Source organism: Nocardia arthritidis NBRC 100137 (assembly GCF_001612765.1).
Classification (GTDB): Bacteria; Actinomycetota; Actinomycetes; order Mycobacteriales; family Mycobacteriaceae; genus Nocardia; species Nocardia arthritidis.
In genome coordinates this window covers 31813-57648 of record NZ_BDBB01000019.1, presented here as the reverse complement: position 1 = coordinate 57648, position 25836 = coordinate 31813, and the positions used below count along the sequence as shown (strand labels likewise).

Sequence of the window (25836 nt, the reverse complement as noted above, 5' to 3'; positions counted from 1 at the left end):
TTTCCTCCCTGGCAAATTAGGAACGATAATAGCCTAATGCCCGCATAGGCTCATGTCAGAACCGAAAACGACCGAAAGGCTCCGACATGAACGCCACCACCGCCGCCGCAACTCTGCGCCCCGTCTGGCGCGGCGTGCTCGCCGATTCCTACCGCGCGCTGGAGAGCGTCGTCGCCGGAGTGCGGGCGGATCAGTGGCATCTGCCGACCCCGTGCTCGGAATGGGATGTGACGCAGGTCGTCCAGCACGCCGCCGGTGACCAGTTGGCGTTCGCCGAGTTCCTCGGCATCGGCGAGGGTCCGGCCTACAACCCGTTCGAGCCGTCCGGCGCGCTCGACGGTGCTCCCGCGGAGTTGGTGCGCGAGGCGCTCGAGCAGACCGCCCTCGCCTGGAGCACCGTGGACGACGCCTCCGAGACCGTGCCGACGCCGCTGCCGCACGGCGCGCTCGCCACTCCGGTGGCCGCGGTGATGTGCGCGCTGGACGCCGCGGTCCACGCCTGGGACATCGCGATCGCGACCGGTCAGGCGTCGCCGTTGACCGACGAGCTCGCCACCCACCTGCTCGCCGCCGCCCGCGCCGGTCACCCGGCGCCCGGCAGCGGCGAGACGGCGGAGATCGTCGAACCGCTGCGCCAGTGGGGAGCCTATGCCGCGATCGTCGACGGTCCGTCCGGCGACGCCGTCGGTGATCTGCTGCGGTACCTGGGGCGTGAGCCGCGCTGAGCGTTGCCGCGGCTCGGGCCGGGCCCGATGCTCACCCGCTGACAGAGGCCACCGTCATCGTGGCCGATCCGGACACCTTGTTCGGGTCGGCGGCGGTGGGCCGACCGGCCGGTGGTGGGTCCGCGATCCGCGGCTGTCCGGTGGGGCGGATGGGCAACCGACTGCGGTAACGCCGACGCTCGCCCTGGTGACTCACGGCTTCAGCGCGCGGTGACGAACCCCTGAGCGACCATCCAGTCCCGGGCCACCTCCGCGGGTTCGCGCCCGTCCACGTCGACCTGACGGTTGAGTTCGGTGATGGTCTCGTTGGTGAGGCGCTGCGAGATCGGCGTCATGATCTCGACCACCTCCGGATGCTCGTCGGCGAAACTCTTGCGCATCACCAGCGCGGCGTTGTACTTCGGGAAGAACCCGCGATCGTCCTGCAGCAGGACCAGATTCAGTGCCGGGATGCGTCCGTCGGTGGCGGCGACCGAGCCGAAACGGCACTGTCTGCCGTCTGCGGTCGCCTGGTAGACCACCGCGTCCTGCACGATCTGCTTGCGCACCTTGCCCGCGTCGATCTCGTACTTGCGGACGAGGCCGGGGAATCCGTCCTGGCGCACGTTGAATTCGGTGCCGACGCAGATGGCCGCGGCGGCCGGATCGGCGGCGGCCAGCGCGGCGTAGTCCGACAGCGTGCGCACGCCGGTCTCCTGCGCGGTCCGCGCGCTCATGACCAGCGCGTAGGTGTTGTTCATCGGCGCCATCGCGGTCCACACCATGCCGTGCTCGGCGAGGTCGGCCGCACGCACCGCCTCGAACTGGCCGATCTCGTCGGGCACCGGCTTCTCGTTGCCGAGGTAGTTGATCCAGCCGGTGCCGGTGTATTCGTAGGCGAGGTCGATCTGCCCGTGCAGCTGGGCGTCGCGCACGCTGTTGGAGCCCTGGATGTTGGTCAGGTCGCGGACTTCGGCGCCGGCCGCGGTCAGGGCGAACTCGATGAGATACCCGAGGATGTTCTGTTCGGTGAAATCTTTGGAGCCCACCGCGACCGGCACACCGTCCAGCGCGGGGATCGGGCCGATGCTGCCCGGCCCCACTCGCAGTGGCACGGCGCCGCCGGATTGCAGCCCGCAGGCGGCCACCAGCGCCAACCCCAGCCCGAGAGCGAGTGCGCGCCAGGCCCGCGTCATTTCAGCCCCCTCGGCCCGAGGAATTCTTCGGCGAGCGCGCCGAGCCAATCCACCAGCAGGGCCAGCGCCACCGCGAGCACCGCGCCGACCACCAGGGTGACGTTGTCGCGCAGTTTGTAGCCGGTGTCGATCAAAATGCCGAGCCCGCCCGCGCTCACCAGGAACGACAGTGTCGCGGTGCCGACCGCGAGCACCAGCGAGGTGCGCAACCCGGCCAGGATGTAGGGCACCGCGAGCGGGAATTCGATGCGGCGCAACACCGTCACGGCCGACATCCCCTGACCGCGGCCCGCATCGATGAGCGTCCGATCCACCTGCTGGTAGCCCAGGATGGTGTTGCGCAGCACCGGAAGCAGGGAGTAGAACGCGATCGGCGCCACGCCGATCCAGAAACCGGTGGTCCGGGTGGCCAGATAGAACAGCACGATCAGCCCGATGGCCGGTGCGGCCGCGCCGATGTTCGCGATGCCCACGAAAACGGGTGTGAGGCACCGAAATCCCGGTCTCGTGAGCAGGGTGCCCAACGGGACGGCCACCACGAGCACGATCAGCACCACGGTCGCGGTGATCAGGATGTGCTGCCAGGTGACGGTCGCGACGTTGCCCGCGTTCAGGCTCGCTCGCTGCGTGACGGTGAGGTCGCGGGCGAACGCCCACACCAGCACGCCGGCGGTGAGCACGAGCACGAGCACCGGCTGTACGAGCAAACGGATGCGCTCGGCCCTGCGCTGGGCGGCGGGTGACGCGGTGGCGGTGGTCATGGCGCCTCGTCCCGCGCGGCGCCGCCCGCTCCGTGCGCGGCGCGCAGGGCCGACAGGTGGCCGACCAGGGTGTCGATGGTGATCAGGCCGACGTACTCGCCGCGCGGTCCGGTCACCACCGCGGTCGCGTTCTGATGCGTGAGCAGGGCTTCCAGCGCGTCCTGCAGCGTCGATTTCAGCGACAACGTCTCCGGCACCGGTGATCCGAGGCCGCGCAGCGAGTCGGCGTGCGCCATGTGCTCGGCCGAGACCCAGCGGAGTGGACGGCGCTGACCGTCCAGCAGCAGCGCCCACGGCAGGCCCCGGTCCGCGAGCGCGGCGCGCAGCTCGTCGGCCGGGTCCTCCTCGGTCGCGGTGGGGCAGTCGCCGAGTTCGACGTCCCCTACCCGGGTCAGTGTGAGCTGTTTGAGCGAGGCGTCCGCGCCGACGAAGCCGGCGACCGTCTCGTCGGCGGGGTCGGCCAGGATCGCCGCGGGCGTGTCGTATTGCAGGATCCGGGACTTGTCGCCGAGCACGGCGATGCGGTCGCCGAGCTTGACCGCCTCGGTGAAATCGTGGGTGACGAAAACGATCGTCTTGCCGAGTTCGCCTTGCAGACGCAGCAGCTCGTTCTGCAGCGAGGCCCGGGTGATCGGATCGACCGCGCCGAACGGCTCGTCCATCAGCAGGACGGGCGGGTCGGCCGCCAGCGCCCTGGCCACACCGACGCGCTGCTGCTGGCCGCCGGACAACCGGCGGGGATAGCGGTCGCGGAAGGTGTCCGGGTCGAGACCGACCAGTTCCAGCATCTCGTCGACCCGTGCCGCGATGCGCCGCCGGTCCCAGCCGATCAGGCCCGGCACGGTCGCGACGTTCTTCGCGACGGTCAGGTGCGGGAACAGCCCCGCCTGCTGGATCGAATAGCCGATGCCGCGGCGCAATCGGTCGGGATGGATCGTGGCCGCGTCGCGCCCATCGATCGTGATGGTGCCCGAGGTCGGCTCGATCAGCCGGTTGATCATCCGCATGGTGGTGGTCTTGCCGCAGCCGGACGGTCCCACCAGGACCACGATCTCACCGGCCGGGATGGTGAGCGAGACCTTGTCCACGGCTGGATCACGCTGTCCCGGATAGTGTTTGGTCACCGAATGCAGCACGATCTCGACGCCGGAGACGACGGATTTCGCGGAGCCGTCGCGGGTTTCGGTCTCAGTCACGGATTCCCCTCGAGGTGGTGAGCCGTCCGATCAGGACGTAGATCCCGTCGAGTACGAGTGCGAGCACGACGACGAGGAGCGTGCCGACCAGGGCCTGCGGCACCGCGTTCGGGCTGCCGAGGCGCGCGAGACCGGAGAAGATCAGGTTGCCGAGCCCAGGGCCCTTGGCGTATGCGGCGAGGGCGAGAATTCCCATGATGAGCTGCGTGCTCACCCGCATTCCGGCCAGGATCGCCGGCCAGGCCAGCGGTAATTCGATCCGGGCGAGCACCCGGAGCCGGTTCATTCCGACCCCGCGGGCCGCATCGGTCACGGCCGGGTCCACCGAGGCGAGCCCGATGATGGTGTTGCGCAGGATCGGCAGCAGTGCGTACACCACGAGCGCGGTGATCGTCGGCGCGACACCCAGGCCCAGGATCGGGATCAGCAGGCCGAGCAGCGCGAAGGACGGAACGGTGAGCACCGCGCCCGCCAGCGCGGAGGCGATCGAGGAGCCGAACGGGCTGCGATAGACCAGAACCCCGATCAGCACCGAGACCGCCGTGGCCAGCAGCACCGATTGCACCACGGCCGAGACGTGTAGGTAGGAGTCGACCAGCAACTGATGCCGCCGGTGCACGATGAATGTCCACAGCGTGTCCAGGGCGGTACCTCCCCATCGGCCGGTCTCTCGGGAGACTAGCGCGGTTTCGCCGTTGCCGTACGCGATTTCGGCTCGTACGGATTGCCTCCGGCCTGGTCGGCCGGATGGCGCCGGGAATCGTCGGGCGCGCTCGCGCGTCGAATTCTATAGGCTCGACAACAGCATCACACGAATGAACGGGGGAGCGATGGCACAGCGGCCGGGATCGCGATCAGGGCGGTGGATCGCGCTCGCGTTGGTAGTGCTCGGTGTGGTCGGCGCCGGGATCACCGGGGCCCTCTGGTGGCAGGACCGCGCCGACCGCCGAGCGGTCGTGGGCGAGCGTCTCACCGAGTTCCCCACGCTGGACCGTTCGGCGCTCGACGCCACCCAGGCCGGAATCGTCGCGGTCGCCGAGCGCGAGTTCGCCGATCCGGGCGCGGGCACGAAATACGCGGAAGGCGTCGAGGAGGCATGGTGCGCCGATTTCGTCAGCTGGGTGCTGCGCGAGGCCGGTGTGGCGCTGGCCAACCCACATTCGGGCTCCTGGCGGATTCCGGGTGTCTACACGTTGCAGGAGTACTACGAGAGCGTCGGCCGGTTCGTCCCGATCGGCTCGGACTATCGACCGCGGACCGGTGACGTGCTGTTGTACCGGGAGTCCAGTCCGTTCGGTCAGCACACGAACATCGTCCTGCGCGCCGATGGCGGGCAGGTGACCACGATCGGCGGCAACGAGTACGGCGGGATCCGGATCCACCGCTTCACGCTGGACGACGTGACGGGAGTGGTCGGTCTCGGGCGATTGTGAAGATCACTCACGCCGAGCGGAATCTGTCCGATATGCGGGTGAAAGGGCGTGCCGGATGGTCCTACGATGGAGACGGCGGCGCCCGGCAGCGCCGCCGCCGGTCCCCGCCCTGCTTCCCCCTCATCGGCAGGACGGGGATCCCGGGCTGAACAGCGCGTTCCGGGGCGGGACAAGATCGGTCGCGTACCGTGTCGGGTGTCCATCGAGAGCTGAGGGTTCCGGAACTACTGATGCATCCGACCGACGAATCGAGTAGTGCGCCTGCCTGGATCGACTACGCCGAGTTCGGCGAGCGTTTCGTCACGCACGCCGTGAACGCCGCTCGCATCGAATCCGCCATCTCCGGTATGACGGGCCGCGGCTTGACCATCGGGCCGGTCTCGATCGGCCCGGCCGGACTCGCGGGTTTCGTCGCCGAGGGCAAGGTCGGCGCCCCGCGCGTCCTGCACAGCGGTCCCTCGGTGACCTTCGCCGTGACCGTCCCGGTGTCGCTCACGCTCAAAGTGCTTCTCGGCGGCCGGAAACTGCGGCTGGAGGCCAGGGTGGAGATCGATCTGACGCTGCATGCCCGCACCGCCGAGCCCGTCCTCGTCGTCATCGACATCCCGCCGATCACCCAGCGTGACATCAGCTTCGTCCTGCGCGCCCAAGCGGTGGAGTCGGCGTGGGAATGGCTGCTCGACCCCATCGCAGGGGTGGTGCAGCGGGAGGTCGCGTCCCGGGTGAACGCCATGCTGGCCGATCCGCAGACCCGCCGGAACCTGGTGTTCGACGTCGAGGCCATGGTCGCGGGCAAACGCTCGTCGCACCGGGATCGGATCGCGTTCGACTGGATCGGTTACGACGAGTTCGGGCACCGGTTCTTCTCCCGCATCGTGACGCGCGAACGGGTGTCCGACGTGGTCGAACGGTTGGCGGGCAGGCCGATCGAAGTCGGGCCGCTGCGGGCGGGGCCGCGCGCCAGTGCTGTCGTGACCGTCCGGGGAGCGGTCCGCATGCCGCGGCTGGCGGACCGGTCGGCGGATCCGGTCGCGTTCGACCTGACGCTGCCGGTAAGCCTGGACATCACGGTGGACGTTCTGAAAGCCAATCGCTATCGCGCCGACGTGGAGGTGCCGTTGGCGCTCACCGCCCGCGCCGCCGACCCCTTGCGCGTCGTGATCGACGTGCCGCCGCCGGGCCCCGCCGACATCCGGATGGAGTTCACCGCGCAAGGCGCGCGGGCGGCCGCCCTCGGTGTGCTTGCCGGAATAAAGAAACAGGTCGTCGCACAGGTGGCGGCGGTGATCCGTAGAGAACTGGCCGATCCCGCGATGCGCACCATCGACGTGGCCGCGCGGATCGATGGCGTCGCCTGACCCGATCACCTGCGGCTAGTGTGGCGAATGTGAAACGTGTTTCTCCTGGGTCTAGCGGTTCCAATGTGAATGTGGTGAAATGAGTTCACGTTCGAGGCTCCCGGCGCACGGTGATTTGGGGAAGGTGCGCCGGGCACGCTGCTATTCCACGTCGGAGTTGCGCGAAGGAGTCGACGATGCGTTCCATTCCGGTATCCCGGCGTGATCTGTTCGCCTACGCGGCGGCGGCGGCCGTGGTCGGCGTCACCGCGGCGGCTCCCGCCGCCGCGCGGCCCTCGCTCGGCACCCTGATCGATTACGCAGGTGGCGTCCCCTCGGCCGCGGCGATCCGCGACGCCGGACATGCCGGCGTGATCCGTTACGTGTCCGACCGGAGGCCGGGCGCGGAGTGGATGGCGGGAAAACCGCTGCGATCCGCCGAAGTCGACGATCTCAAAGCGGCCGGTCTGCAGATCGTCTCGTGCTACCAGTTCGGCAAGGGCCCGACCGCGGACTGGCGCGGCGGGCTGGAGGCGGGCAAGCGGCACGCCGAGCGCGGGCTCGCGTTGCACCGCGCCGCCGGTGGTCCGGACAACGTGCCCATCTACGCGTCCATCGACGACAACCCCTCCGCGGTCGACTTCGCCACCATGATCGCGCCGTACCTGCTGGGCTGGCAGGCCGTGCTCGGTAAGGAGAACACCGGCGTCTACGCGAACACCCCGACCATCGAGCTGGCCCGCACCGCGGGATTGGGCGCCTGGTATTGGCAGCACAACTGGGGCACACCCAAGGGCTTCGTGCACCCGGCCGCCCACCTGCACCAGTTCGAGATCGACAAACGATCCATCGACGGGGTGGGAATCGACGTGAACAACGTGCTCACGCCCGAATACGGACAGTGGTGAAACGAGCGAGCGCCTTTAGGTCTGGCAGTGGCTTATCGGGGTGACGCGCAGGTCGGGTTCGTCGTCCGGGACGACGCGCAGGGCGGGGCGGCTGTCCGGGGCTTCGTGGTTGCCGAGCCAGGAGAACAGCGACCACCGGGACAGGCCGGAGAACGCGGAACCGAGGCTGGCGAACGAGAACGAGGAGATCGCCGACCCGACCGAGCCCACCGACCCGATCGACAGCACCGAACCCACGCTGCCGATGGACAGGACCGAGTAGGCCGACCCGATGGACAGGATCGACCCCTCCGAGCGGAAAGACAGGATCGAGCGGTGCGAGCGTCTGCTGCGGATCGAATGTGCCGTGCGTATCGAATGATCGATGGTCGCCATACTTAGCGGTCTACCACAGTCCGGACGGCTCGTGGGGCGGCGCGGCGGATCCGTTCGAGGTTGCCGTGGGTTTCCCCGAAACGATCGCGGGCGGCGACCCCGATGGAGTCGCCGCCCTCGATCGAAAGCTCAGCCTACGGTGAAGAATCCGAGCGTCGGCAGGAACGAGCAGGTCCGCGCCTCGTCGTCACCGGACTTGGTGGTCAGCGAGCCGGAGACGACCGCGACGACGCGACCGAAGCCCGTGTCGGCGATCGCCGACAGCGTAGCGGGGCCGTCCGGGTTGATCTTGGCCTCGTCGGTCAGCGGCAGGACGCCGGACTGGCGGGTGTCCAGATTCAGCCACTGCACCGTCATCGGCGGATTCTGCACCGGCGTCGGCGACTTGGTGCCGAGCGCGGTGAAGACGAACCCGGTCTGACCCGCGCTCGGGCCGGGCGGCGGCAGCGTGGCCGGGCCGGGGACGGCCAGGGCGGTGCCCACCGAGTCGGCGCTCGGGCCGATGCAGCCCTTCCCGATGGTCGGGTACAGGAACTGCGCGATAGCCGGGCCGTCCTGCGGCACCTCGGGACCACCGCCACCGCTGCCGTCCAGGAAGGTGATGATCCGTTCCAGTGTCGACTTGATCTGCGGCGGCAGGTTCAAGGTGGCCAGCAGCCTGCGTGCCTGATCCAGGATGGCCGACTGCGGGCCGGCGATCCCGCCGGGGCTCGCGATATCCGCCGGGCCCGCGACGGCGCCGACGATTGCTGGGGCGAGCGCGGCCAGCGCATCCACCGGAACACCTTCGGGAACCATGGGAACGCTGTTCGTGAGCGCCGCCGGGGCGGTCGCGGGGGCCGCGATTGCTGTCGTCGGCGCGGCGAGCGTGGCGCTCGCCGCGATGGCGAGCGCGGACAATGCGATCCGCGATCCTCGGGTGCGAAGCACTGGTCTGGCCGTCCTTACCTCGGGTACATCTGGGTTCGATTGCTAAAAGCCATCGTTTCGGGGGTCACTCTAGGGACATTGCGGCTATGTGTACAGCCGCGGCGTCCAGAAGGCGCCGTGGACGATCAGTGTTAGCAGAACATACCGCGTCCTGATGTTACTGGTGTGAAAGTTGATGCAAATGTTACCGGTGGTTCGAGGGTGGAGCCGACCGGAAGCACGCTGCGGTTAATCTAATCGGTGCCGTCCGCGCTGTCGCCAGAACATCGAAGTCCGGGCGTGCCGAACCGACGCACCGCACTCGAGCCGAAAGCCAGCGATTTGAATCGTCACCTCCGATGGGCTTTGTCGGTGCTGGGCCTGTCCGTGCTGGCCCGGTTGCTCTGGATGCTGCTGTCTCCGAACGGGATGAACCTCGTCGACCTGCACGTCTACGTCGGCGGGTCGGCCGCGCTGCTGACCGATCAGCTCTACGACTTCACCTACGCGGAGAAGACCCCGGACTTCCCGTTGCCGTTCACCTATCCGCCGTTCGCGGCGCTGGTGTTCTTCCCGCTGCACTATCTGCCGTTCACCGTGGTCGCGGTGGCCTGGTTGCTGGCCATCGCCGCGGCGCTGTACGCGGTGGTGCACATCAGTCTCGAGCTGATCTTCGGTGCGCAGCGGCTGCGGACGCCGCAGTGGCGGGCCGCGACCGTCGGCTGGACCGCGCTGGGGCTGTGGCTGGAACCTGTGCGAACCACGATGGACTACGGCCAGGTCAATGTCTTCCTGGTGCTCGGCGGGATGCTCGCGGTGCGCAGTTCGCGGTGGTGGATCTCCGGCGGACTGGTCGGGATCGTCGCGGGCATCAAGTTGACGCCCGCGATCACCGGCCTCTACTTCGTCGCGCGCGGGCGCTGGGCAACCGTGGTGTGGTCGGCGGTTGTCTTCGGCGCGACGGTGGGGCTGAGTTTCCTGATCGCACCGGCCGAGGCGCGCCGGTACTTCGGCACGCTGCTCGGGGACGCCGATCGGATCGGCCCGGTGGGGTCGGTGTGGAATCAGTCGTTGCGCGGCACACTCAGCCGGATCCTCGGTTACGACGTGGAGTCCGGCCCATGGTGGATCGCGGCCGTGCTCGTGGTCGCGGTGCTGGCGTTGCTGGCTTGGCGCGCGCTCGGCCCGGACGACCGGCTCGGCACGCTGATCGTGGTGCAGCTGTTCGGGCTGATGGTCTCGCCCATCTCCTGGTCGCATCACTGGGTGTGGCTGCTGCCCACGGTGCTCTGGCTGGTCTACGGGCCGCTGCGCCGGGCGCCCGGCGCGCGGATCCTGGCGGGATACTGGCTGGTGACGATGTTGGTCGGCGTGCCGTGGGTGCTGTCGTTCTTCCAGGATTCGATCTGGACCATCTCGCGCCCGTGGGTGCTCGCCTGGCTCGGCGCCGTCGACGTGCTCGGCGTCGTCGTGTTCTACCTCTGGGTCATCCGCTTCGGGCTCCGGCGCGCGCGATCGGGCGCGGATGAGCAAGCGCGCGTGACGGCAGAGGGCCCCGCGCACACCACGTAGATGCGATTCAGCCAGGTCGTGTTACCAGAAGATCGATCTGGTGCGCCAGGGCGACGTCCAGCGCGGTGAGCCCGCCCGCGGAGTGGGTGGACAAGCTGAAGGTGACGTCGCGCCAGCGGATATCGATGTCCGGATGGTGGTCGGCTTCCTCCGCGACTTCGGCGACCCGGCGCACGAGGTCGATGCCCGCGGGAAAGGTGGGCGCCTTGACCGTGCGGACCAGCGCGTTCCCTGATCTGGTCCAATCCGGCAGTTCGGTGAGGGCCTCGGCGATCTCGATATCGGAGAGCAGTGTCTGCTGGGCCATAACACTCCTTACTACTCGCCTCGGGCCGCCCCGGAAAGGTGGCGGCGGGGGTCAGGCCGCGCGTGCCTGCTTGAGTGCCTTTTTCAGATCCTTGCCGGTGATTCCGGCCGCTTCGCACTTCTTCATCCGCATGATGACCACGGGGCACTTCAGGCAGCGCGTCTTCTTCCGACAGCACTTCTTCTTGGGTTTCAGGCTCGAAACCTTCTTTGCTTTGACCTTGCCCACGGGGGTTAGCGTACCCTAAGTACAAAGCCTGAAACGTTGCGCGAACGGACTGCCGGTAGGGTGTAGCTGGCCGCTATGCCCGGTGAGTTTCGATTCTCCACCTGTCTGCAAGGAGCCCGGCGTGAGCGTCAGGACCCGGAGGCGGCAACCTGCGTAACCGCGCAGGGGTCCCGCTACCGCAGGACACCGAGCACCATCGGCTCCCACACCGAAACAGCAGGAGGATTCAGGCGTGTCGTCTGCACGCGATTTTCGCAACGTCGCCATCGTGGCCCACGTCGACCACGGCAAGACGACCCTGGTCGACGCCATGCTGCGCCAGTCGGGCGCCTTCGCCGAGCGGGCCGAGCCCGTCGATCGCGTGATGGACTCCGGCGACCTGGAACGCGAGAAGGGCATCACCATTCTCGCCAAGAACACGGCGGTGCACCGCCACCACCCGGACGGCTCGGTCACCGTCATCAATGTCATCGATACCCCGGGCCACGCCGACTTCGGTGGTGAGGTCGAGCGCGGCCTTTCCATGGTGGACGGCGTCGTGCTGCTGGTGGACGCCTCCGAGGGCCCGCTGCCGCAGACCCGGTTCGTGCTGCGCAAGGCGCTGGCCGCGTCGTTGCCGGTGATCCTGGTCGTGAACAAGACCGACCGCCCCGACGCCCGCATCGAGGAGGTCGTCGAGGAAAGTCACGACCTGCTGCTCGACCTGGCCTCCGACCTGGACGACGCCGCCGCCGAAGCCGCCGAGCTCGCGCTCGACCTTCCGGTGCTGTACGCCTCCGGCCGAGAGGGCAAGGCGTCCAAGGAACGTCCGGAGAACGGCAACGCCCCGGCCGCGGAGAACCTCGACGCGCTGTTCGACGTGCTGCTGGAATACATCCCCGCGCCGAAGGGCGATCCGACCGCGCCGCTGCAGGCGCACGTCACCAACCTGGACGCCTCGGCCTTCCTCGGCCGTCTCGCGCTGGTCCGCATCCACAACGGCGAACTGCGCAAGGGGCAGAACGTCGCGTGGATGCACGCCGACGGCGTCAAGCAGGTGAAGATCACCGAGCTGCTGCAGACGATCGGCGTGGAGCGCCAGCCGGGTGAGGTCGCCGTGGCGGGCGACATCGTCGCCATCGCGGGCATCCCGGAGATCATGATCGGCGACACCCTCGCCGACATCGACGATCCGGTCGCGCTGCCGCGCATCACCGTCGACGAGCCCGCCATCTCGGTCACCATCGGCACCAACACCTCGCCGCTGGTCGGCCGGGTGCAGGGCCACAAGCTGACCGCCCGCATGGTGAAGGCGCGCCTGGACCAGGAGCTGGTCGGCAATGTGTCGCTGCGCGTGCTCGACATCGGCCGCCCGGACGCCTGGGAGGTGCAGGGCCGCGGTGAGCTGGCGCTGGCCATCCTGGTCGAGACCATGCGCCGCGAGGGCTTCGAACTCACCGTCGGCAAGCCGCAGGTGGTCACCAAGCAGGTCGACGGCAAGGTGCACGAGCCGTACGAAGAGCTGACCATCGACTGCCCCGACGAGTACCTCGGCGCGATCACCCAGTTGCTGGCCGCGCGCAAGGGCAAGATGGTGCAGATGAGCAACCACGCCGCGGGCTGGGTGCGGATGGAGTTCATCGTTCCCTCGCGTGGCCTGATCGGCTTCCGCACCGACTTCCTCACCGAAACGCGCGGCACCGGCATCGCCAACGCCGTGTCGCACGGCTACGCGCCGTGGGCGGGCGAGATCCGGGCCAGGCACACCGGCTCGCTGGTCTCCGACCGGGCGGGCTCGGTGACGCCGTTCGCCATGATCCAGCTCGCCGACCGCGGGCAGTTCTTCGTGGAGCCGGGCGCGGACACCTACGAGGGGCACGTCGTCGGTGTGAACCCGCGCGCGGAGGATCTCGACATCAACGTCACGCGGGAGAAGAAGCTGACCAACATGCGCAGCTCGACCGCCGATGTGATCGAGACCCTGGCCAAGCCGCTGCAACTGGATCTCGAAGGCGCCATGGAGTTCTGCGCCGCCGACGAGTGCGTGGAGGTCACCCCCGAAGTGGTCCGGGTCCGCAAGGTGATCCTCGGGCAGAACGAACGTGCGCGGGAACTGTCCCGGCGCAAGGCGCGGGACCGCGCGGCGCTGTAATCGCTTCCGGCGCAACGGGATTCGGTGTCACCGTGATGATGCCGGATCCCGTGGCCGGTCGGTGCGCGAGGCGGAAGGCGTTCGCGCTGGACAGCCGCGGATTCGACTCGCGTACACCCGAAGGTCGTCGGCAATTCATCCGTGACGAAATTCGGGGCGGGCGCGACAATCGGAATATCCTCGATACGGCTTTGTGATGTGGTTTGCGGATCGGGTCGGATGCCGCATCTGTCTTCCGAAGTCCGTCGACTTTCTTGTGATATTCCTCCCCCTTTCGCTGCGCTGCGGGACGATCGAACGAAGTACTCGTTCTTCCGTGCAGACAATTGCTGACCGGGTGCTCGTGGTTTGTGCGGTGGAGTGGCGAGAAGTCAGGATGATACTTCGACAGAGAACGTTCGTATCATCCGTAGGAATCGGCAGACGTCGGCACGTCCTGAGACATTCCAACTTCATGCGGACGGTCCCCCGGGCGGTCGGTGAGATGATCTTTCTCGGCGGACGGATGGCTTGACGTGCAACTCTGGTCGGCCTGCGCCCAGAGTGGGCGCATCGGCCCATGGTTTCGCGGAGGCGGGTCCCGTCTTCCGGTCGGCGTTTCGGTGCAATTGCTCGCTTGCGCGAACGACCTCGTGGTTTCGCGAATATCGACAATCGGCATGCGAATTGCCGGACCGCAGTGCGCCGATGCATCGTCGGCTATTGCTCCGCGGCGGGTACGGTGAATATTCGCCGAGGTTCGGTGCGGTATGGCCGGGATATATCACCGGCGCTGCGACGCACTCGCGTTTGCGCGTCCGCGCATATCCGCTCGACCGCGTCGTTTCCCCGCTCGGCAGCAGGAATCCGGTAACGGCCTCGACCGTACGGTAGAGTTCCCGAGCGTGAAAGTGGGCGCAGGAAAACGCGCAGCGTGGCGCACGTTGTTGCCGGCCGTGGCAGTGCTGACCTTGATCAGCAGCTGTGCCGCGAATCCGCCGCCGCCCATCGAGAGCACCGACAGCCCGAAGACCACTCCGGTCAAGCCGGCGGAGACGACCGTGGTCGTCGCCTTGGACACCATCGGTACCGCCTTCAATCCGCATCTGCGCTCGGACCAGTCCGCCGCCACCTCGGCGATCGCCTCGCTGGTGCTGCCGAGCCCGTTCCGGCCGGTACCCGATCCGGCGCGGCCTGGTGCGACGGCCTGGGTGCCGGATTCGTCGTTGCTGGTCTCCGCCGAAGTGACCGCGCAGGAGCCGTTCACGATCACCTACAAGTTGCGCAACGAGGCGTCCTGGTCGGACGGGGCGCCGATCGCGGCCGAGGACTTCCGCTACCTGTGGCAGGAGATGATCTCCGAACCCGGAGTCGTCGATCCGGCCGGATACCGGATGATCTCGGATGTGAACTCCTCGGCGGGTGGCAAGACGGTCACCGTCGTGATGGCGCAGCCCTACCCGGGCTGGCGCGAGCTGTTCACCGATCTGCTGCCGTCCCATCTGCTCAAGGACGCGCCCGGCGGGTTCGCCAGGGGGATGAACGGCCAGGTCAACGGCGTCCGGGTGTCCGGTGGCCCGTTCGGGATCCGCTCCGCGGACCCGGGCCGTGACGAGATGCTGCTGGAACGCAACGACCGCTTCTGGGGCACACCGGCGATGCCGGGCCAGATCCTGCTGCGCCGCGGCGGCACGCCCGCGCAGCTGGCGGGCTCGCTGCGCACCGGAGACATCCAGATGGCGCTGGTCCACGGCGGCGTGGCGACCCAGGCGCAGTTGGGGGCGATTCCCTCCGTGCGGACCGCGATCATGCCGCAGTCGCGGGTGCTGCAGATGGCGCTGAACGGGCGCAAAGGCGAACTGAGCGATCCCAGGGTCCGTTCGGGTGTGCTGGCGCTGCTGGACCCCGCGCTGCTGGCGACGGTGGGCGCCCAGACCGGCAACTGGGTGGAACCGGCTCGCGCGCAGGTGCTCGCGCCGTCCGATCCCGGTTACGCCCCGACCGCTCCGCCGCGTCCGTCGGCGGAGGAGGCGTTCGCGCTGCTCGCCGCCGCCGGTTACGGCCGGGCGCCGGAGCCGCCGCCCGCGATCTCCCCGACCTCGCCCGCCCCGCAGCCGCGCACCCTCGGCAAGGACGGCAAGCCGCTGGCCGTGCGCATCGGCGCGGTCGATCGGGACGCCACCGCCTTGGCCGTGGCCAATACCGCTGCCGACCAGCTGCGCAGCGCGGGGATCGACGCCACCGTGCGCAGCGTCGCCGCCGACGAGCTCTACGGCAAGGAACTGATCGAGGGCACGGTCGACGCGATCGTCGGCTGGGAGGTGGCCGGTTCCGATCCGGCGACCGTGCTGGCCTCCCGCTACGGGTGCCCGCCTCCCGCGCTGCCGGGGGTCACCGGGCCGGCGCAGGCCATCGCGGAGGCGGCGCAACGCGCGCCGAGCAACCTGTCCGGGGTGTGTGATCCGACCCTGCAACCCGCGATCGACGAAGCGCTGCGGGGCGGCGATGTGGGCCGCGTGCTCGCCGACGCGGAGCCCAAACTGTGGGCAATGGCGACGGTGCTGCCGATCGTGCAGGACAACGCCGTCGCCGCGTCCGGTCCCCGGCTGGACGGCTCCTCGCTCAGCGGCGCGATCCAGGTCGGCATCTTCGGCGACGCGTCCATGTGGCGCAGGATTCCGTGACCGCGGGGACGGGCGGGCTGCTGCTGGTGCACGCCCACCCGGACGACGAGTCCATCACCACCGGAGGCACGATCGCGCATTACCGCCGTCGCGGCGTGCCGGTCACCGTGCTCACCTGCACGCTCGGCGAGGAGGGCGAGGTGATCGGCGACGAGTGGGCGCTGCTCGCCGCGCAGCACGCCGACCAGCTCGGCGGCTATCGCATCCTCGAGCTGACCCGTGCGCTGGAAGCGTTGAACGCGGGCCCGCCGCGCTTCCTCGGCGGCGCCGGACGCTGGCGCGACTCCGGAATGGCGGGCACGCCCGCCGCGCAGAAGCCGCGGGTATTCGTGCGCTCCGGGGACGAAGCGGTGCGGGCTCTCACCGACGCGGTGCTCGAGCTACGGCCGCGCGTCGTGGTCGGTTACGACCCGAACGGCGGTTACGGCCACCCCGACCACATCCGGGCACACGAGATCACCACGGCCGCGGTGCAGGTGGCGGCGGGCGAGGGCTGGGACACCCCGAAGTACTACTGGACCGTCACCGACGCCGACATGCTGCGCCTGCACACCGCCGCGCTGGCCCGGCGCACGGCCGCGGGCCTGCCCGGCGCCCTGCCGCCCGGTTGGCGGCTGCCCGCCGAAGGCGAGCTCGCGAGCGTGCCCAGTGACGCGGTGACCACCACGATCGACGTGTCCGACGCGCTGACGGCCAAGCGCGCCGCGCTGCGGGCACACGCCACCCAGGTCACCGTCGCGCCGTCCGGCCGGGAATTCGCCCTGTCGAACAATGTCGCCCAGCCGGTACTGCCCGAAGAGCACTTCATCCTGGTGCGAGGACGGCGTGGTCCGCTCGGGCCGGACGGGCGGGAGCACGATCTGTTCGCCGGACTGGAGTGACCGGACTCCGCCGATGTTGTTGCCCTCGGGTTGCCATCCAGCGGTGCCCGCGCTGCGGGTACCGTTCGGCGTGATCTCGGGTCGAAAAGGAGGAACCGGCGTCTCATGACCGCGCGCGGCGACGAAGCTCACCTCAGCATCGAGGACCATGGTTACCACAAGAGTCTGAAGCCGCGGCAGCTGCAGATGATCGCGATCGGCGGCGCCATCGGCACCGGCCTGTTCCTCGGCGCAGGCGGCCGGTTGGCCAGCGCCGGACCCGGATTGTTCCTGGTCTACGGCGTGTGCGGGTTCTTCGCGTTCCTGATCCTGCGCGCGCTCGGTGAACTCGTCCTGCACCGGCCCTCCTCCGGGTCGTTCGTCTCCTACGCGCGCGAGTTCTTCGGGGAGAAGGCCGCCTTCGTCGCGGGCTGGATGTACTTCCTGAACTGGTCGATGACCGGCATCGCCGACACCACCGCGATCGCGCAGTACTTCCACTACTGGTCCGGGTTCTCCGCCGTCCCCCAGTGGGTGCTCGCGCTGGTCGCGCTGGTCCTCGTGCTGAGCGTCAACCTGATCTCGGTGAAGTGGTTCGGCGAGATGGAATTCTGGGCCGCGCTGGTGAAGGTATTCGCGCTCAGCGCGTTCCTGATCGTCGGCACGATCTTCCTGCTCGGTCGCTTCACCGTGCACGGAGAAGCGACCGGCACGAGCGTGATCGCCGATCACGGCGGCCTGTTCCCGACCGGCATCATGCCGCTGGTCGTGGTGGTGTCCGGTGTCGTCTTCGCCTACGCCGCAGTCGAATTGGTCGGCACCGCGGCGGGCGAGACGGAGCACCCGGAGAAGATCATGCCGCGGGCGATCAATTCGGTGATCGCACGGATCGCCGTCTTCTACGTCGGTTCGCTGGTGCTGCTCGGGTTGTTGCTGCCGTACACGCGGTACACCGCCGACGAGAGCCCCTTCGTCACGTTCTTCACCATGCTCGGCGTCCCCGGGATCGGCAGCGTGATGAATCTCGTGGTGCTCACCGCGGCGTTCTCCAGTTTGAACGCCGGCCTGTACTCGACCGGCCGCATCCTGCGCTCGATGTCGATGAACGGCAGCGCGCCGAAATTCACCGGGGTGATGGGCGGCAACGGCGTCCCCTACGGCGGCATCCTGCTCACCAGCCTGATCGCGCTGGTCGGTATCGCGCTCAACGGCATCGTCCCGAATCGGGCGTTCGAGATCGTGCTGAACATGGCGTCGCTGGGCATCGTCGCCTCGTGGGCCACCATCGTGCTGTGCCAGCTGCAATTGTGGCGCTGGTCCACTCAGGGACGCATCGAGCGGCCCGCGTTCCGCATGTTCGGTGCGCCCTACACCGGCCTGCTCACGCTGGTGTTCCTGTTCTTCGTCGTCGTGCTCACCGGGTTCGACTATCCGGTGGGAACCTGGACCGTCGCGACCCTCGCCCTGATCGTTCCCGCGCTGATCGTCGGCTGGTTCGCCGCGCGTAAGCGGGTGCTGGCCATCGCGGCGGAGCGTGGCGGTCCGACCGGCGAGTTCCCGGTGGTCGCCGCTCTGCCTGCCGACCGGGAGAACTGATCATGCACCTCGTAGCGCCGGAATAGACTCGGCAGTATGTACAACTGGGAGCTCCAGAACGCGATCGCGGCGTTCGTCGAAAGCATGCGGCCGCACTGGCCCGAACAGCACGACATGTATATGACGGTGCTGTACGCGTTCGCTGATATGCAGAGCCACCTGTTGACCCTCCTCGGCTACCCGCCGGTGCCGTGACGACGAAGGTCGATGACCACGCGGGCGATCGGGCTCCTGTGGCAGCCGCGGATGCCCGCCGTCCCATGGGCGTCGTGGGTTCGGTGACCCTCGTGCTTCTGGTCCTGAACGCCCTGCTCACCCTGGCGCTCGAGGCGTTGTACTTGCCGACCTACCTGGGCTCCGTCGCCTTCCCGGCGTCCGCCGTGGCGGCAGGAGTGGTGAATGTCCTGCTCGTCGCGGGCGCGCGATCGGTCACCCGGCGTCCCGCCGTGCTGGGCCTTCCGGTGGCGGCCTGGGCGTTCGGCTTCCTGGTCTGCGCGAGCGCCGGTCCGGGCGGTGACATTCTGCTGGGCAGTGATTGGCGGACGGCACTGTTGCTGTTCGGCGGGCTGCTGCCGCCGCTGGGGTACCTCTACATCCAGGCGAACGCGAGCCTGTTCCGTCGTCACTGATCTCGGCCGCCGGACCGCCGAGATCGCGTTGACGGCGTACCTGCCGCAGGCGTCCGATGCCGTCGCTCGGCAACCGATCAGCGACACCGTGCGCGGGTGGGTCAGCGCGCACCCGGCAGCCCCGGCGTGACCGCTTCGATCAGACCCCACGCCTGGGCGTCGGGCAGGTCGACCACCGCATAGCGCTTCTTGCCCGCCGCGGTGGCCGCGACCACCGTGGCGACTCCCGCACGCCGCTGGAAGAAGGTCCGGCGCACCGTCCAGCCGATCACGCCGGGGGCCTCCAGACAGTCGCGGTCGCGGTCGAGCGACCCGGACCGGGTGATCAGCCAGGTCGGGCCGGCGGCCGTGCGGGGAATTACCGCGTGGCCGAGGCCGCGATAGCGGTCCTCCGCGAGTGCGAGCGCGACCGGCAGCGCGAGGCCGGGCACCAGCCACCACCACGGTGAATAGTGCTCTCCCGCAGTGGAGAAGTAGACCGATACCGCGCTGATCAAGACGACCGGCGCGAGCGCGCGGGTATGCCTTCGGCGCCGAGCGGCGGGCCCATGCGCGATAAGCGGAGCACTGCCCGGCTCCGGGACGGTGTGCGCGTCCGATGCCCCCGCGCCGGTGGGCCTCGCGTCCGGACGGAGCGGAATGCCGTTGTCGTGCACCTGCTCCGGAGCCAGGAGATGGCCGAGGGTGTGTTCGACGGCCTCGCGCGGGGCCTGCGGCATGATCTTCTGCCGCGGGTTCTCCCCGGTCATGATCGCTTCGAGTTCGGCGCCTCCGGCAAGGCGCAGCAGCAAGGGTTCGTTGACCGTCGCCCCGCGTAGCCGCGCCCGGTCGAGCGTGATCTGGCGCGTGGTGAACAGGCCGTGGCGCAGCTGCAATGTCTTGCCGTCGTCGCGCACGCGCAACCCGAAATAAGTGGCCAGATAGTGCGCGCACGCGGCAGCGCTGACCACGAGGACGATGGCGCACAGCAGCGCGGCCGCGGCGAGCGCCAGGACGAGCGCGCCGCCGTCTTCCACGTCGTGTACCGCGTCCGACCGGAACACGATCTCGCCGAGCCCGTACTGTAGCGCGAAGCCGACGATCGGCGCGATGATCGCGAAGCCGGTCAGCGACAGCGGGGCGTAGCGCACCCACGCCGGACTCCAGTGCCCGATCTCGCGCGCCCGCGTGCGCGGGGCGGCGAAGCCACCGGATTCGTTCTGCCCCGGCTCTTTCCGGTCCTCGGACTGCTCCGTTCGCGCAGCCGTATGGGCGAGCAGCGCGGCTCGTAACGGCGGCACGACCCGGCTGTCCAGGGCGTCGAGCTTGAACTGCTCACCCGAATCGGCCTGCTGGCCGGTGCCGATCGCCAGCACCGCGAGTCCGAGAGCCCGGTGCAGCACGTCGGCTTCGATGTCCACCGAGCGGATGCGTGAGCGCGGCACCGACAGCTTCTTGCGTTGCAACAGGCCGGTGCGCAACTCGACGTGCGTCGGCCCGACCCGATACGTCGTGGTGAACCAGCGGGTCAGCGCGAACCCGACGATCAGCACGATCGGAATGATGCTCCACACATGGTTTCCGCTGCTGGTGCCGAGGATCACCGAACCGATCAGCACCGGGATGAACTTCACCACCTCGGTGATCGGATGGAGCAGCAACATCCGCTTGTCCAGCCGCTGCCACGGCTGTTCGGCCTGCTCGGCGTCCACCGCCGGTTCGCCACTCATGTCGCGTCCCCGCGGTGCTGGGCGGCGATCCGGGTCAGCCGCGTCACGGTCTCCTCGGCGACCGCGAGATCGAGCGCGCTGATCTGGACCGCCCCCGCGGACGACGCGGTGGTCACGGTGACCGTCGCCAGTCCGAGCAGGCGCTCGAGCGGCCCGCGTTCGGTGTCGACGGTCTGTACGCGCGAGATCGGCGCGACCCGGCTCTCCTGGGTGAGCCAGCCGACCCGGGTGTATACCGCCTCGTCGGTGACCTCCCAGCGGTGCACGGCGTAGCGCCACCACGGGGCCACCCCGATGTTCAGTACGGCAGGCACGAGCGCGACCAGGAAGAAGCCGAGCTGCCATCCTCGATGCGCGGAGTCGAGCAGCGACCACACCAGCAGCGCCGCGAACGGAATCACCCAGGCCAGCGCGGCCTGCGCGGTCCACAGGAGCTTCGCCTTGGGACTGGGGCGCCAGGCCGGATCGGCCATGATCGTGCGCGGCTGCGACATGCTGCCAATGTTTGCACGACCAAGTGTGCGCTGTCGCCGGCGATCGTCGGCGGTGCCGAGCGGGCAGGCGGGTGGGCGCGGGGACTGCGCAATGCCCAGGGGTGCACTAATTCTTCTGTGCCGCAAGGAATTCGGACGTGGACCACATGCGTGCGGGGCGGTCGCCCTCATGCGTTGTCGCCGCAGGCGCGGCCTCGGTGTAGCCGCGACAGCGGTGATCGTTCCCGGCGCGGCGCCGACGCGGGTGCTCTCCGAGGAGTCGCGCGCGCCCGGCCTTCACTGCGAAGGCCGCGTCTGGCGGAACGACCCGAAGCCACCGTCGGAGGGTGAACGCGAGTCCTCTGCTGGGCAGTGCCCTGGAATAGCCTCGGGCACCCCGCAGTTGTCAACGCTCAACGGCGCTCCACGTTCCTGCGTGGGCGCTGTGGCGAGTGGAGCCGTAGCCCCGGGTGGCTTGTCCGCTCCGCCGCAAACAGCACTGGAGGGAGACAGTTCCGGATGTGTAGCGCATGATCGAGGGCGTGACCGACCTACCGAACCCGAGCGTCCCGTCTGCGCCGCCCAGTCCATCGGCCATGCGCCGGGCGCTGCGCAGGGCCCGCGACGGTGTCACGTTGAACGTGGACGAGGCCGCGGTGCTGTTGCACGCGACCGGCGACGACCTCGCCGACCTCTGCCGCAGCGCCGCGCGGGTGCGCGACGCGGGGCTGGCGTCGGCCGGGCGCCCGAAGACGATCAGTTATTCCCGCAACGTCTTCATCCCGCTGACCCGCCTGTGCCGGGACAAGTGCCACTACTGCACCTTCGTCACGGTGCCCGGCAAGCTGCGGGCCGAAGGCGAGGGCATGTTCCTCGAACCCGACGAGGTGCTCGACATCGCCCGCCGAGGTGCGGCGCTGGGCTGCAAGGAGGCGCTGTTCACGCTGGGTGACCGGCCCGAGGATCGCTGGCCGGAGGCCGCGCAGTGGCTGGACGAACGCGGCTACGACTCCACGCTGGACTACCTGCGCGCCGTGTCGATCATGGTGCTGGAGGAGACCGGCCTGCTGCCGCACCTGAACCCCGGTGTGATGTCCTGGGCGGAGATCGCGCGGCTCAAGCCGGTGGCGCAGTCGATGGGCATGATGCTGGAGACCACCTCCGCCCGGCTGTTCACCGAGAAGGGCAACTGCCATTACGGCAGTCCGGACAAGGATCCGGCCGTGCGGCTGCGTGCCATCACCGACGCGGGCCGGCTCTCGGTGCCCTACACCACCGGCATCCTGGTCGGCATCGGCGAGACGATGGCCGAGCGCGCCGAGTCGATCATGGCGATCCGCAAGCAGCACAAGGCTTTCGGGCATATCCAGGAAGTCATCATCCAGAATTTCCGCGCCAAGGACGACACCGCGATGCGGGACGTGCCGGACGCGGGGCTGGAGGAATTCCTCGCCACCATCGCCGTCACCCGCGTGCTGCTCGGGCCCGACGTGCCGGTGCAAGCGCCGCCGAACCTGGTGTCGCACGAGGAGTGCCGCGCGCTGATCGAGGCGGGCATCGATGACTGGGGCGGCGTCTCGCCGGTGACGCCCGACCACGTGAATCCGGAGCGGCCGTGGCCGAACTTGGACACGTTGCGAGAGATCACCGAGGCGGCGGGCTACCAGTTGGTCGAGCGGACCTCCGCGCACCCGAAGTACGTGCGCGCGGGCAATCCGTGGGTCGATCCGCGCATCGGCGCGCACGTCGCGGCGCTCACCGACCCCGCGACGGGGCTGGCGAAGCCGGACGCGATCCCGGTCGGCCTGCCCTGGCAGGAACCCGAAGAGTCGTGGGAATCGGCCGGGCGCGTCGACCTCAACACCGCCATCGACACCGAGGGCCGCAACACCGAGGCCCGCAGCGACGCGGCGCTCGGGCAGGATCTCGTCGGCGCTTTCGGCGACTGGGAAACCATTCGCGAACAGGCGCGCGACCTCGCCGTCACTACGCCGCAGCGGCTGGATGCCGACGTGCTCGCCGCGCTGCGCGCCGCCGAGCGCGATCCGGCCGGGCTCAGCGACGCCGAGTATCTCGCGCTGGCCACGGCGGACGGCGCGGACCTGGACGCGGTCGCCGCGCTGGCCGATCAGCTGCGCCGTGACACCGTCGGCGACGACGTCACCTACGTCGTGAACCGGAACATCAACTTCACCAATATCTGCTACACCGGGTGCCGGTTCTGCGCGTTCGCCCAGCGCAAGGGGGACGCGGACGCGTTCACGCTGAGCATGGACGAGGTCGCCGACCGGGCCTGGGAGGCGCATGTCGACGGCGCCACCGAGGTGTGCATGCAGGGCGGTATCGACCCCGACCTGCCGGTCACCGGGTACGCCGACCTGGTGCGGGCGGTCAAGCAGCGGGTGCCGTCGCTGCATGTGCACGCGTTCAGCCCGATGGAGATCGTGAACGGCGCCTCGCGCGGCGGTCAGAGCATCCGGGACTGGCTGGTCGCGCTGAAGGAAGCGGGCCTGGACACCATTCCCGGGACCGCCGCGGAGATCCTGGACGACGAGGTGCGCTGGGTGCTCACCAAGGGCAAACTGCCCACCTCGGCATGGATCGAGGTGATCACCACGGCCCATCAGGTGGGCATCCGGTCCAGCTCGACCATGATGTACGGCCACGTGGACAATCCGAAGCATTGGGTCGGGCATCTGCGCGTGCTGCGCGGTATCCAGGACGAGACCGGCGGTTTCACCGAATTCGTGTTGCTGCCGTTCGTGCACCAGAGCGCGCCGCTGTACCTCGCGGGCGCCGCGCGGCCGGGACCGACCAACCGGGACAACCGCGCCGCGCACGCGCTGGCCAGGATCATGCTGCACGGCCGGATCCACAACATCCAGACCAGCTGGGTCAAGCTCGGCACCACCGGCACCCGGGTGATGCTCAACAGCGGCGCCAACGATCTCGGCGGCACGTTGATGGAGGAGACCATCTCCCGGATGGCGGGCTCGCAGCACGGTTCGGCGAAGACCGTCGCCGAACTGGTGGAGATCGCCGCGGGCATCGGGCGACCGGCCCGGGAGCGGACGACCACCTACGGTGTGCCTGAACGCAAGGTCTCGGCATTGCCGCTGACGGTGGGCTAGGGAATCGGCCGCACTCGCCGAGGACTCCCGAAGCCGGAGCGGTCCTCGACGCAAGACCTGAACGCAAATCCCGTGCCACCCGACCGGTACGGCCGGAAGACCCGAATAGGCGGGACATACCACCCGAAGTTAGGGCAGGCTGACCAGTAGTAACGTGGGGTGCCGGGATAGGGTTTCGCCGGGCGGACTATCCCGCAGGCGAGGACAGACTAGGAGAGCGGCAGTGCCGTACATCATCGCTGAACCGTGCGTTGACGTGAAGGACAAGGCATGCATCGAGGAATGCCCCGTGGACTGCATCTACGAGGGTGGCCGCATGCTGTACATCCATCCCGACGAGTGCGTGGACTGTGGTGCATGTGAGCCGGTGTGCCCGGTGGAGGCGATCTTCTACGAAGACGACACCCCGGACCAGTGGAGCGGATACGTGAACGCCAACGTCGATTTCTTCGATGAGCTGGGCTCGCCCGGCGGCGCCACCAAGGTCGGCAAGGTCGACTACGACCCGCCGTTCATCAAGGAACTGCCCCCGATGGCGAGTGAGTGAGATCTGACGTGTCGCCGCGTGGCCGGGTCAGCAGCCTGCTACCCGATTTTCCCTGGGACACCATCGCTTCGGTGAAGGTGCGGGCAGCCGCTCATCCAGGCGGGATCGTCGACCTGTCCGTCGGCACTCCGGTCGACCCGGTCGACCCGCTGATCCGGGCCGCGCTGAACTCCGTCGCCGCGGTGCCCGGCTACCCGACCACGCACGGCACCCCAGAACTCCGCGCGGCCGCGGTCGACGCGCTGAAGCGGCGCTACGGGATCACCGGACTCGAGCCCGCGGCCGTGCTGCCTGCCATCGGCACCAAAGAGCTGATCGCGGGACTGCCCCGGCTGCTCGGCCTCGGCGCGGGCGACCTGGTCGTCATCCCGGAGGTCGCGTATCCCACATATGAGGTGGGCGCGCTGCTGGCGGGCGCGCAGGTGCTGCGCGCCGACGGACTGACCCGGCTCGGTCCGCAGACGCCCGCGCTGATCTACGTGAACTCGCCGTCCAACCCTACCGGCCGCGTACTCGGTGTCGAGCATCTGCGCAAGGTGGTCGCCTTCGCCCGGGAACGCGGCGCGATCGTCGCCTCCGACGAGTGCTACCTGGGACTGGCCTGGGAGGGCCGCGCTCTCTCCGTGCTCGACCCCGAGGTGTGCGACGGCGACCACACCAACCTGCTGGCCGTGCATTCGCTGTCGAAGACCTCCAACCTGGCCAGTTACCGCGCGGGGTTCGTGGCGGGCGATCCGGCGCTGGTCGCGGAGTTGCTCGAAGTGCGCAAGCACGCGGGCATGATGGTGCCGTTCCCGATCCAGGCGGCGATGACGGCCGCGCTCAGCGACGACGCGCACGAGGCGCGCCAGCGCGAGCGGTACCGCGCCCGCCGTGATGTGCTGCGAAAAGCGCTGGAGGCAGCGGGTTTCCGGATCGATCACTCCGAGGCGGGCCTGTATCTGTGGTCCACCCGCGGCGAGCCGTGCCGGACCACCTTGGACTGGCTCGCCGACCGCGGCATCCTCGCCGCGCCCGGCGACTTCTACGGCCTCGGCGCGCGCGAGCACGTGCGGATCGCGCTGACCGCGACCGACGAGCGGATCGCCGCGGCGGCCGAACGACTGGCCGCGGGCTGACGCCGAAAGCGCTTTCTCCCGCTCCGTGCGAACACAGCAACTTCGACCGCGAC

Annotated in this window: 24 protein-coding genes; 14 read left to right on the top strand and 10 right to left on the bottom strand. The window is 69.0% G+C overall.

The annotated features are described in order from the left end of the window. Positions 1-86: 86 nt before the first annotated feature. A complete protein-coding gene (locus NA8_RS15695; RefSeq protein ID WP_063051128.1) occupies positions 87-725 on the top strand; it encodes a TIGR03086 family metal-binding protein in 639 nt (212 codons plus the stop codon). Between the two features lie 200 nt (positions 726-925). On the opposite strand, the gene NA8_RS15690 is transcribed toward NA8_RS15695, so the two are convergent. Genes NA8_RS15690 through NA8_RS15675 form a run of 4 tightly spaced genes read right to left on the bottom strand, consistent with a single transcriptional unit; the run spans position 926 to position 4500 of the window. Next, complete coding sequence (locus NA8_RS15690) at positions 926-1900, bottom strand: glycine betaine ABC transporter substrate-binding protein (protein ID WP_063051127.1); 975 nt, start codon at positions 1898-1900, stop codon at positions 926-928. After that, positions 1897-2661 (bottom strand): ABC transporter permease, encoded by a 765-nt coding sequence (locus NA8_RS15685; RefSeq protein WP_063051126.1) that lies wholly within the window; start codon positions 2659-2661, stop codon positions 1897-1899. Before NA8_RS15685 ends, NA8_RS15690 begins: the two co-directional genes overlap by 4 nt. Continuing rightward, positions 2658-3857, bottom strand: coding sequence for an ABC transporter ATP-binding protein (locus tag NA8_RS15680; RefSeq protein ID WP_063051125.1), 1200 nt, complete (start codon positions 3855-3857; stop codon positions 2658-2660). The genes NA8_RS15685 and NA8_RS15680 overlap by 4 nt, the downstream gene beginning before the upstream one ends. Beyond that, the gene (locus tag NA8_RS15675) at positions 3850-4500 is read right to left on the bottom strand and encodes an ABC transporter permease (protein ID WP_063051124.1); all 651 of its coding nucleotides are present in this window, start codon (positions 4498-4500) and stop codon (positions 3850-3852) included. Before NA8_RS15675 ends, NA8_RS15680 begins: the two co-directional genes overlap by 8 nt. Before the next feature lie 172 nt (positions 4501-4672). Here NA8_RS15675 and NA8_RS15670 point away from each other — a divergent pair, with 172 nt between their 5' ends. From NA8_RS15670 to NA8_RS15660, 3 genes are all read left to right on the top strand, one after another. Beyond that, positions 4673-5290, top strand: coding sequence for a CHAP domain-containing protein (locus tag NA8_RS15670; protein ID WP_174550087.1), 618 nt, complete (start codon positions 4673-4675; stop codon positions 5288-5290). 230 nt (positions 5291-5520) lie between these two features. Then, positions 5521-6648: a hypothetical protein gene (locus tag NA8_RS15665; protein WP_063051123.1), complete on the top strand. Its 1128-nt coding sequence runs from the start codon at positions 5521-5523 to the stop codon at positions 6646-6648. A 176-nt stretch (positions 6649-6824) separates the two neighbouring features. Continuing rightward, positions 6825-7535: a DUF1906 domain-containing protein gene (locus tag NA8_RS15660; protein ID WP_063051122.1), complete on the top strand. Its 711-nt coding sequence runs from the start codon at positions 6825-6827 to the stop codon at positions 7533-7535. A 15-nt stretch (positions 7536-7550) separates the two neighbouring features. On the opposite strand, the gene NA8_RS15655 is transcribed toward NA8_RS15660, so the two are convergent. Both NA8_RS15655 and NA8_RS15650 read right to left on the bottom strand, forming a co-directional pair. Continuing rightward, the gene (locus NA8_RS15655; RefSeq protein WP_063051121.1) at positions 7551-7910 is read right to left on the bottom strand and encodes a hypothetical protein; all 360 of its coding nucleotides are present in this window, start codon (positions 7908-7910) and stop codon (positions 7551-7553) included. Positions 7911-8039: 129 nt separating this feature from the next. Continuing rightward, on the bottom strand, positions 8040-8840 hold the full coding sequence (locus NA8_RS15650; protein WP_063051120.1) for an Rv1157c family protein: 801 nt from the start codon (positions 8838-8840) through the stop codon (positions 8040-8042). Between the two features lie 252 nt (positions 8841-9092). Here NA8_RS15650 and NA8_RS15645 point away from each other — a divergent pair, with 252 nt between their 5' ends. Further along, a complete protein-coding gene (locus NA8_RS15645; RefSeq protein WP_439957390.1) occupies positions 9093-10391 on the top strand; it encodes a mannosyltransferase in 1299 nt (432 codons plus the stop codon). 7 nt (positions 10392-10398) lie between these two features. Here NA8_RS15645 and NA8_RS15640 read toward each other — a convergent pair whose 3' ends face one another. Both NA8_RS15640 and NA8_RS34375 read right to left on the bottom strand, forming a co-directional pair. After that, a complete protein-coding gene (locus NA8_RS15640) occupies positions 10399-10698 on the bottom strand; it encodes a 4a-hydroxytetrahydrobiopterin dehydratase (protein ID WP_063051119.1) in 300 nt (99 codons plus the stop codon). Between the two features lie 51 nt (positions 10699-10749). After that, entirely contained in the window at positions 10750-10926 is a 177-nt protein-coding gene (locus NA8_RS34375; protein WP_085997124.1) for a hypothetical protein, read from the bottom strand. Between the two features lie 232 nt (positions 10927-11158). On the opposite strand from NA8_RS34375, the gene typA reads away from it, so the two are divergent. From typA to NA8_RS15615, 6 genes are all read left to right on the top strand, one after another. Continuing rightward, complete coding sequence (gene typA / locus NA8_RS15635) at positions 11159-13057, top strand: translational GTPase TypA (RefSeq protein ID WP_063051118.1); 1899 nt, start codon at positions 11159-11161, stop codon at positions 13055-13057. A gap of 884 nt (positions 13058-13941) precedes the next feature. Beyond that, positions 13942-15720: an ABC transporter family substrate-binding protein gene (locus NA8_RS15630; RefSeq protein WP_063051117.1), complete on the top strand. Its 1779-nt coding sequence runs from the start codon at positions 13942-13944 to the stop codon at positions 15718-15720. Continuing rightward, a complete protein-coding gene (gene mshB / locus NA8_RS15625; RefSeq protein WP_063051213.1) occupies positions 15717-16601 on the top strand; it encodes an N-acetyl-1-D-myo-inositol-2-amino-2-deoxy-alpha-D-glucopyranoside deacetylase in 885 nt (294 codons plus the stop codon). Before NA8_RS15630 ends, mshB begins: the two co-directional genes overlap by 4 nt. Positions 16602-16706: 105 nt before the next feature. Further along, positions 16707-18176: an amino acid permease gene (locus tag NA8_RS15620; protein WP_063051116.1), complete on the top strand. Its 1470-nt coding sequence runs from the start codon at positions 16707-16709 to the stop codon at positions 18174-18176. A 36-nt stretch (positions 18177-18212) separates the two neighbouring features. Then, positions 18213-18371, top strand: a complete 159-nt coding sequence (locus NA8_RS34370; protein WP_168434053.1) for a hypothetical protein — start codon at positions 18213-18215, stop codon at positions 18369-18371. Next, positions 18368-18805 (top strand): hypothetical protein, encoded by a 438-nt coding sequence (locus tag NA8_RS15615; RefSeq protein WP_063051115.1) that lies wholly within the window; start codon positions 18368-18370, stop codon positions 18803-18805. The genes NA8_RS34370 and NA8_RS15615 overlap by 4 nt, the downstream gene beginning before the upstream one ends. 101 nt (positions 18806-18906) lie before the next feature. Here NA8_RS15615 and NA8_RS15610 read toward each other — a convergent pair whose 3' ends face one another. Beyond that, entirely contained in the window at positions 18907-20514 is a 1608-nt protein-coding gene (locus NA8_RS15610) for a PH domain-containing protein (RefSeq protein ID WP_063051114.1), read from the bottom strand. Beyond that, complete coding sequence (locus tag NA8_RS15605; protein WP_063051113.1) at positions 20511-21008, bottom strand: PH domain-containing protein; 498 nt, start codon at positions 21006-21008, stop codon at positions 20511-20513. Before NA8_RS15605 ends, NA8_RS15610 begins: the two co-directional genes overlap by 4 nt. Positions 21009-21517: 509 nt before the next feature. Between NA8_RS15605 and NA8_RS15600 the strand changes: the two genes are divergently transcribed. The 3 genes from NA8_RS15600 to dapC all read left to right on the top strand — a co-directional run bounded on the left by NA8_RS15600 (position 21518) and on the right by dapC (position 25783). Next, positions 21518-24118, top strand: a complete 2601-nt coding sequence (locus NA8_RS15600; protein ID WP_084466827.1) for a bifunctional FO biosynthesis protein CofGH — start codon at positions 21518-21520, stop codon at positions 24116-24118. A 223-nt stretch (positions 24119-24341) separates the two neighbouring features. Next, positions 24342-24665: a ferredoxin gene (gene fdxA, locus NA8_RS15595; protein WP_014987978.1), complete on the top strand. Its 324-nt coding sequence runs from the start codon at positions 24342-24344 to the stop codon at positions 24663-24665. A gap of 8 nt (positions 24666-24673) precedes the next feature. Next, entirely contained in the window at positions 24674-25783 is a 1110-nt protein-coding gene (gene dapC / locus NA8_RS15590; RefSeq protein WP_063051112.1) for a succinyldiaminopimelate transaminase, read from the top strand. Positions 25784-25836 lie beyond the last annotated feature (53 nt).

What these genes read in the sequence shown, in the direction of transcription:
- NA8_RS15655 (WP_063051121.1), bottom strand. Translation starts at nt 7,910, where the DNA reads ATGGCGACCATCGATCATTCGATACGCACGGCACATTCGATCCGCAGC.
- NA8_RS15695 (WP_063051128.1), top strand. Translation starts at nt 87, where the DNA reads ATGAACGCCACCACCGCCGCCGCAACTCTGCGCCCCGTCTGGCGCGGC.
- NA8_RS15660 (WP_063051122.1), top strand. Translation starts at nt 6,825, where the DNA reads ATGCGTTCCATTCCGGTATCCCGGCGTGATCTGTTCGCCTACGCGGCG.
- NA8_RS15665 (WP_063051123.1), top strand. Translation starts at nt 5,521, where the DNA reads ATGCATCCGACCGACGAATCGAGTAGTGCGCCTGCCTGGATCGACTAC.
- NA8_RS34370 (WP_168434053.1), top strand. Translation starts at nt 18,213, where the DNA reads ATGTACAACTGGGAGCTCCAGAACGCGATCGCGGCGTTCGTCGAAAGC.
- NA8_RS15620 (WP_063051116.1), top strand. Translation starts at nt 16,707, where the DNA reads ATGACCGCGCGCGGCGACGAAGCTCACCTCAGCATCGAGGACCATGGT.
- NA8_RS15610 (WP_063051114.1), bottom strand. Translation starts at nt 20,514, where the DNA reads ATGAGTGGCGAACCGGCGGTGGACGCCGAGCAGGCCGAACAGCCGTGG.
- NA8_RS15640 (WP_063051119.1), bottom strand. Translation starts at nt 10,698, where the DNA reads ATGGCCCAGCAGACACTGCTCTCCGATATCGAGATCGCCGAGGCCCTC.
- NA8_RS15600 (WP_084466827.1), top strand. Translation starts at nt 21,518, where the DNA reads ATGATCGAGGGCGTGACCGACCTACCGAACCCGAGCGTCCCGTCTGCG.
- NA8_RS15690 (WP_063051127.1), bottom strand. Translation starts at nt 1,900, where the DNA reads ATGACGCGGGCCTGGCGCGCACTCGCTCTCGGGCTGGGGTTGGCGCTG.
- NA8_RS15685 (WP_063051126.1), bottom strand. Translation starts at nt 2,661, where the DNA reads ATGACCACCGCCACCGCGTCACCCGCCGCCCAGCGCAGGGCCGAGCGC.
- NA8_RS15605 (WP_063051113.1), bottom strand. Translation starts at nt 21,008, where the DNA reads ATGTCGCAGCCGCGCACGATCATGGCCGATCCGGCCTGGCGCCCCAGT.
- NA8_RS15670 (WP_174550087.1), top strand. Translation starts at nt 4,673, where the DNA reads ATGAACGGGGGAGCGATGGCACAGCGGCCGGGATCGCGATCAGGGCGG.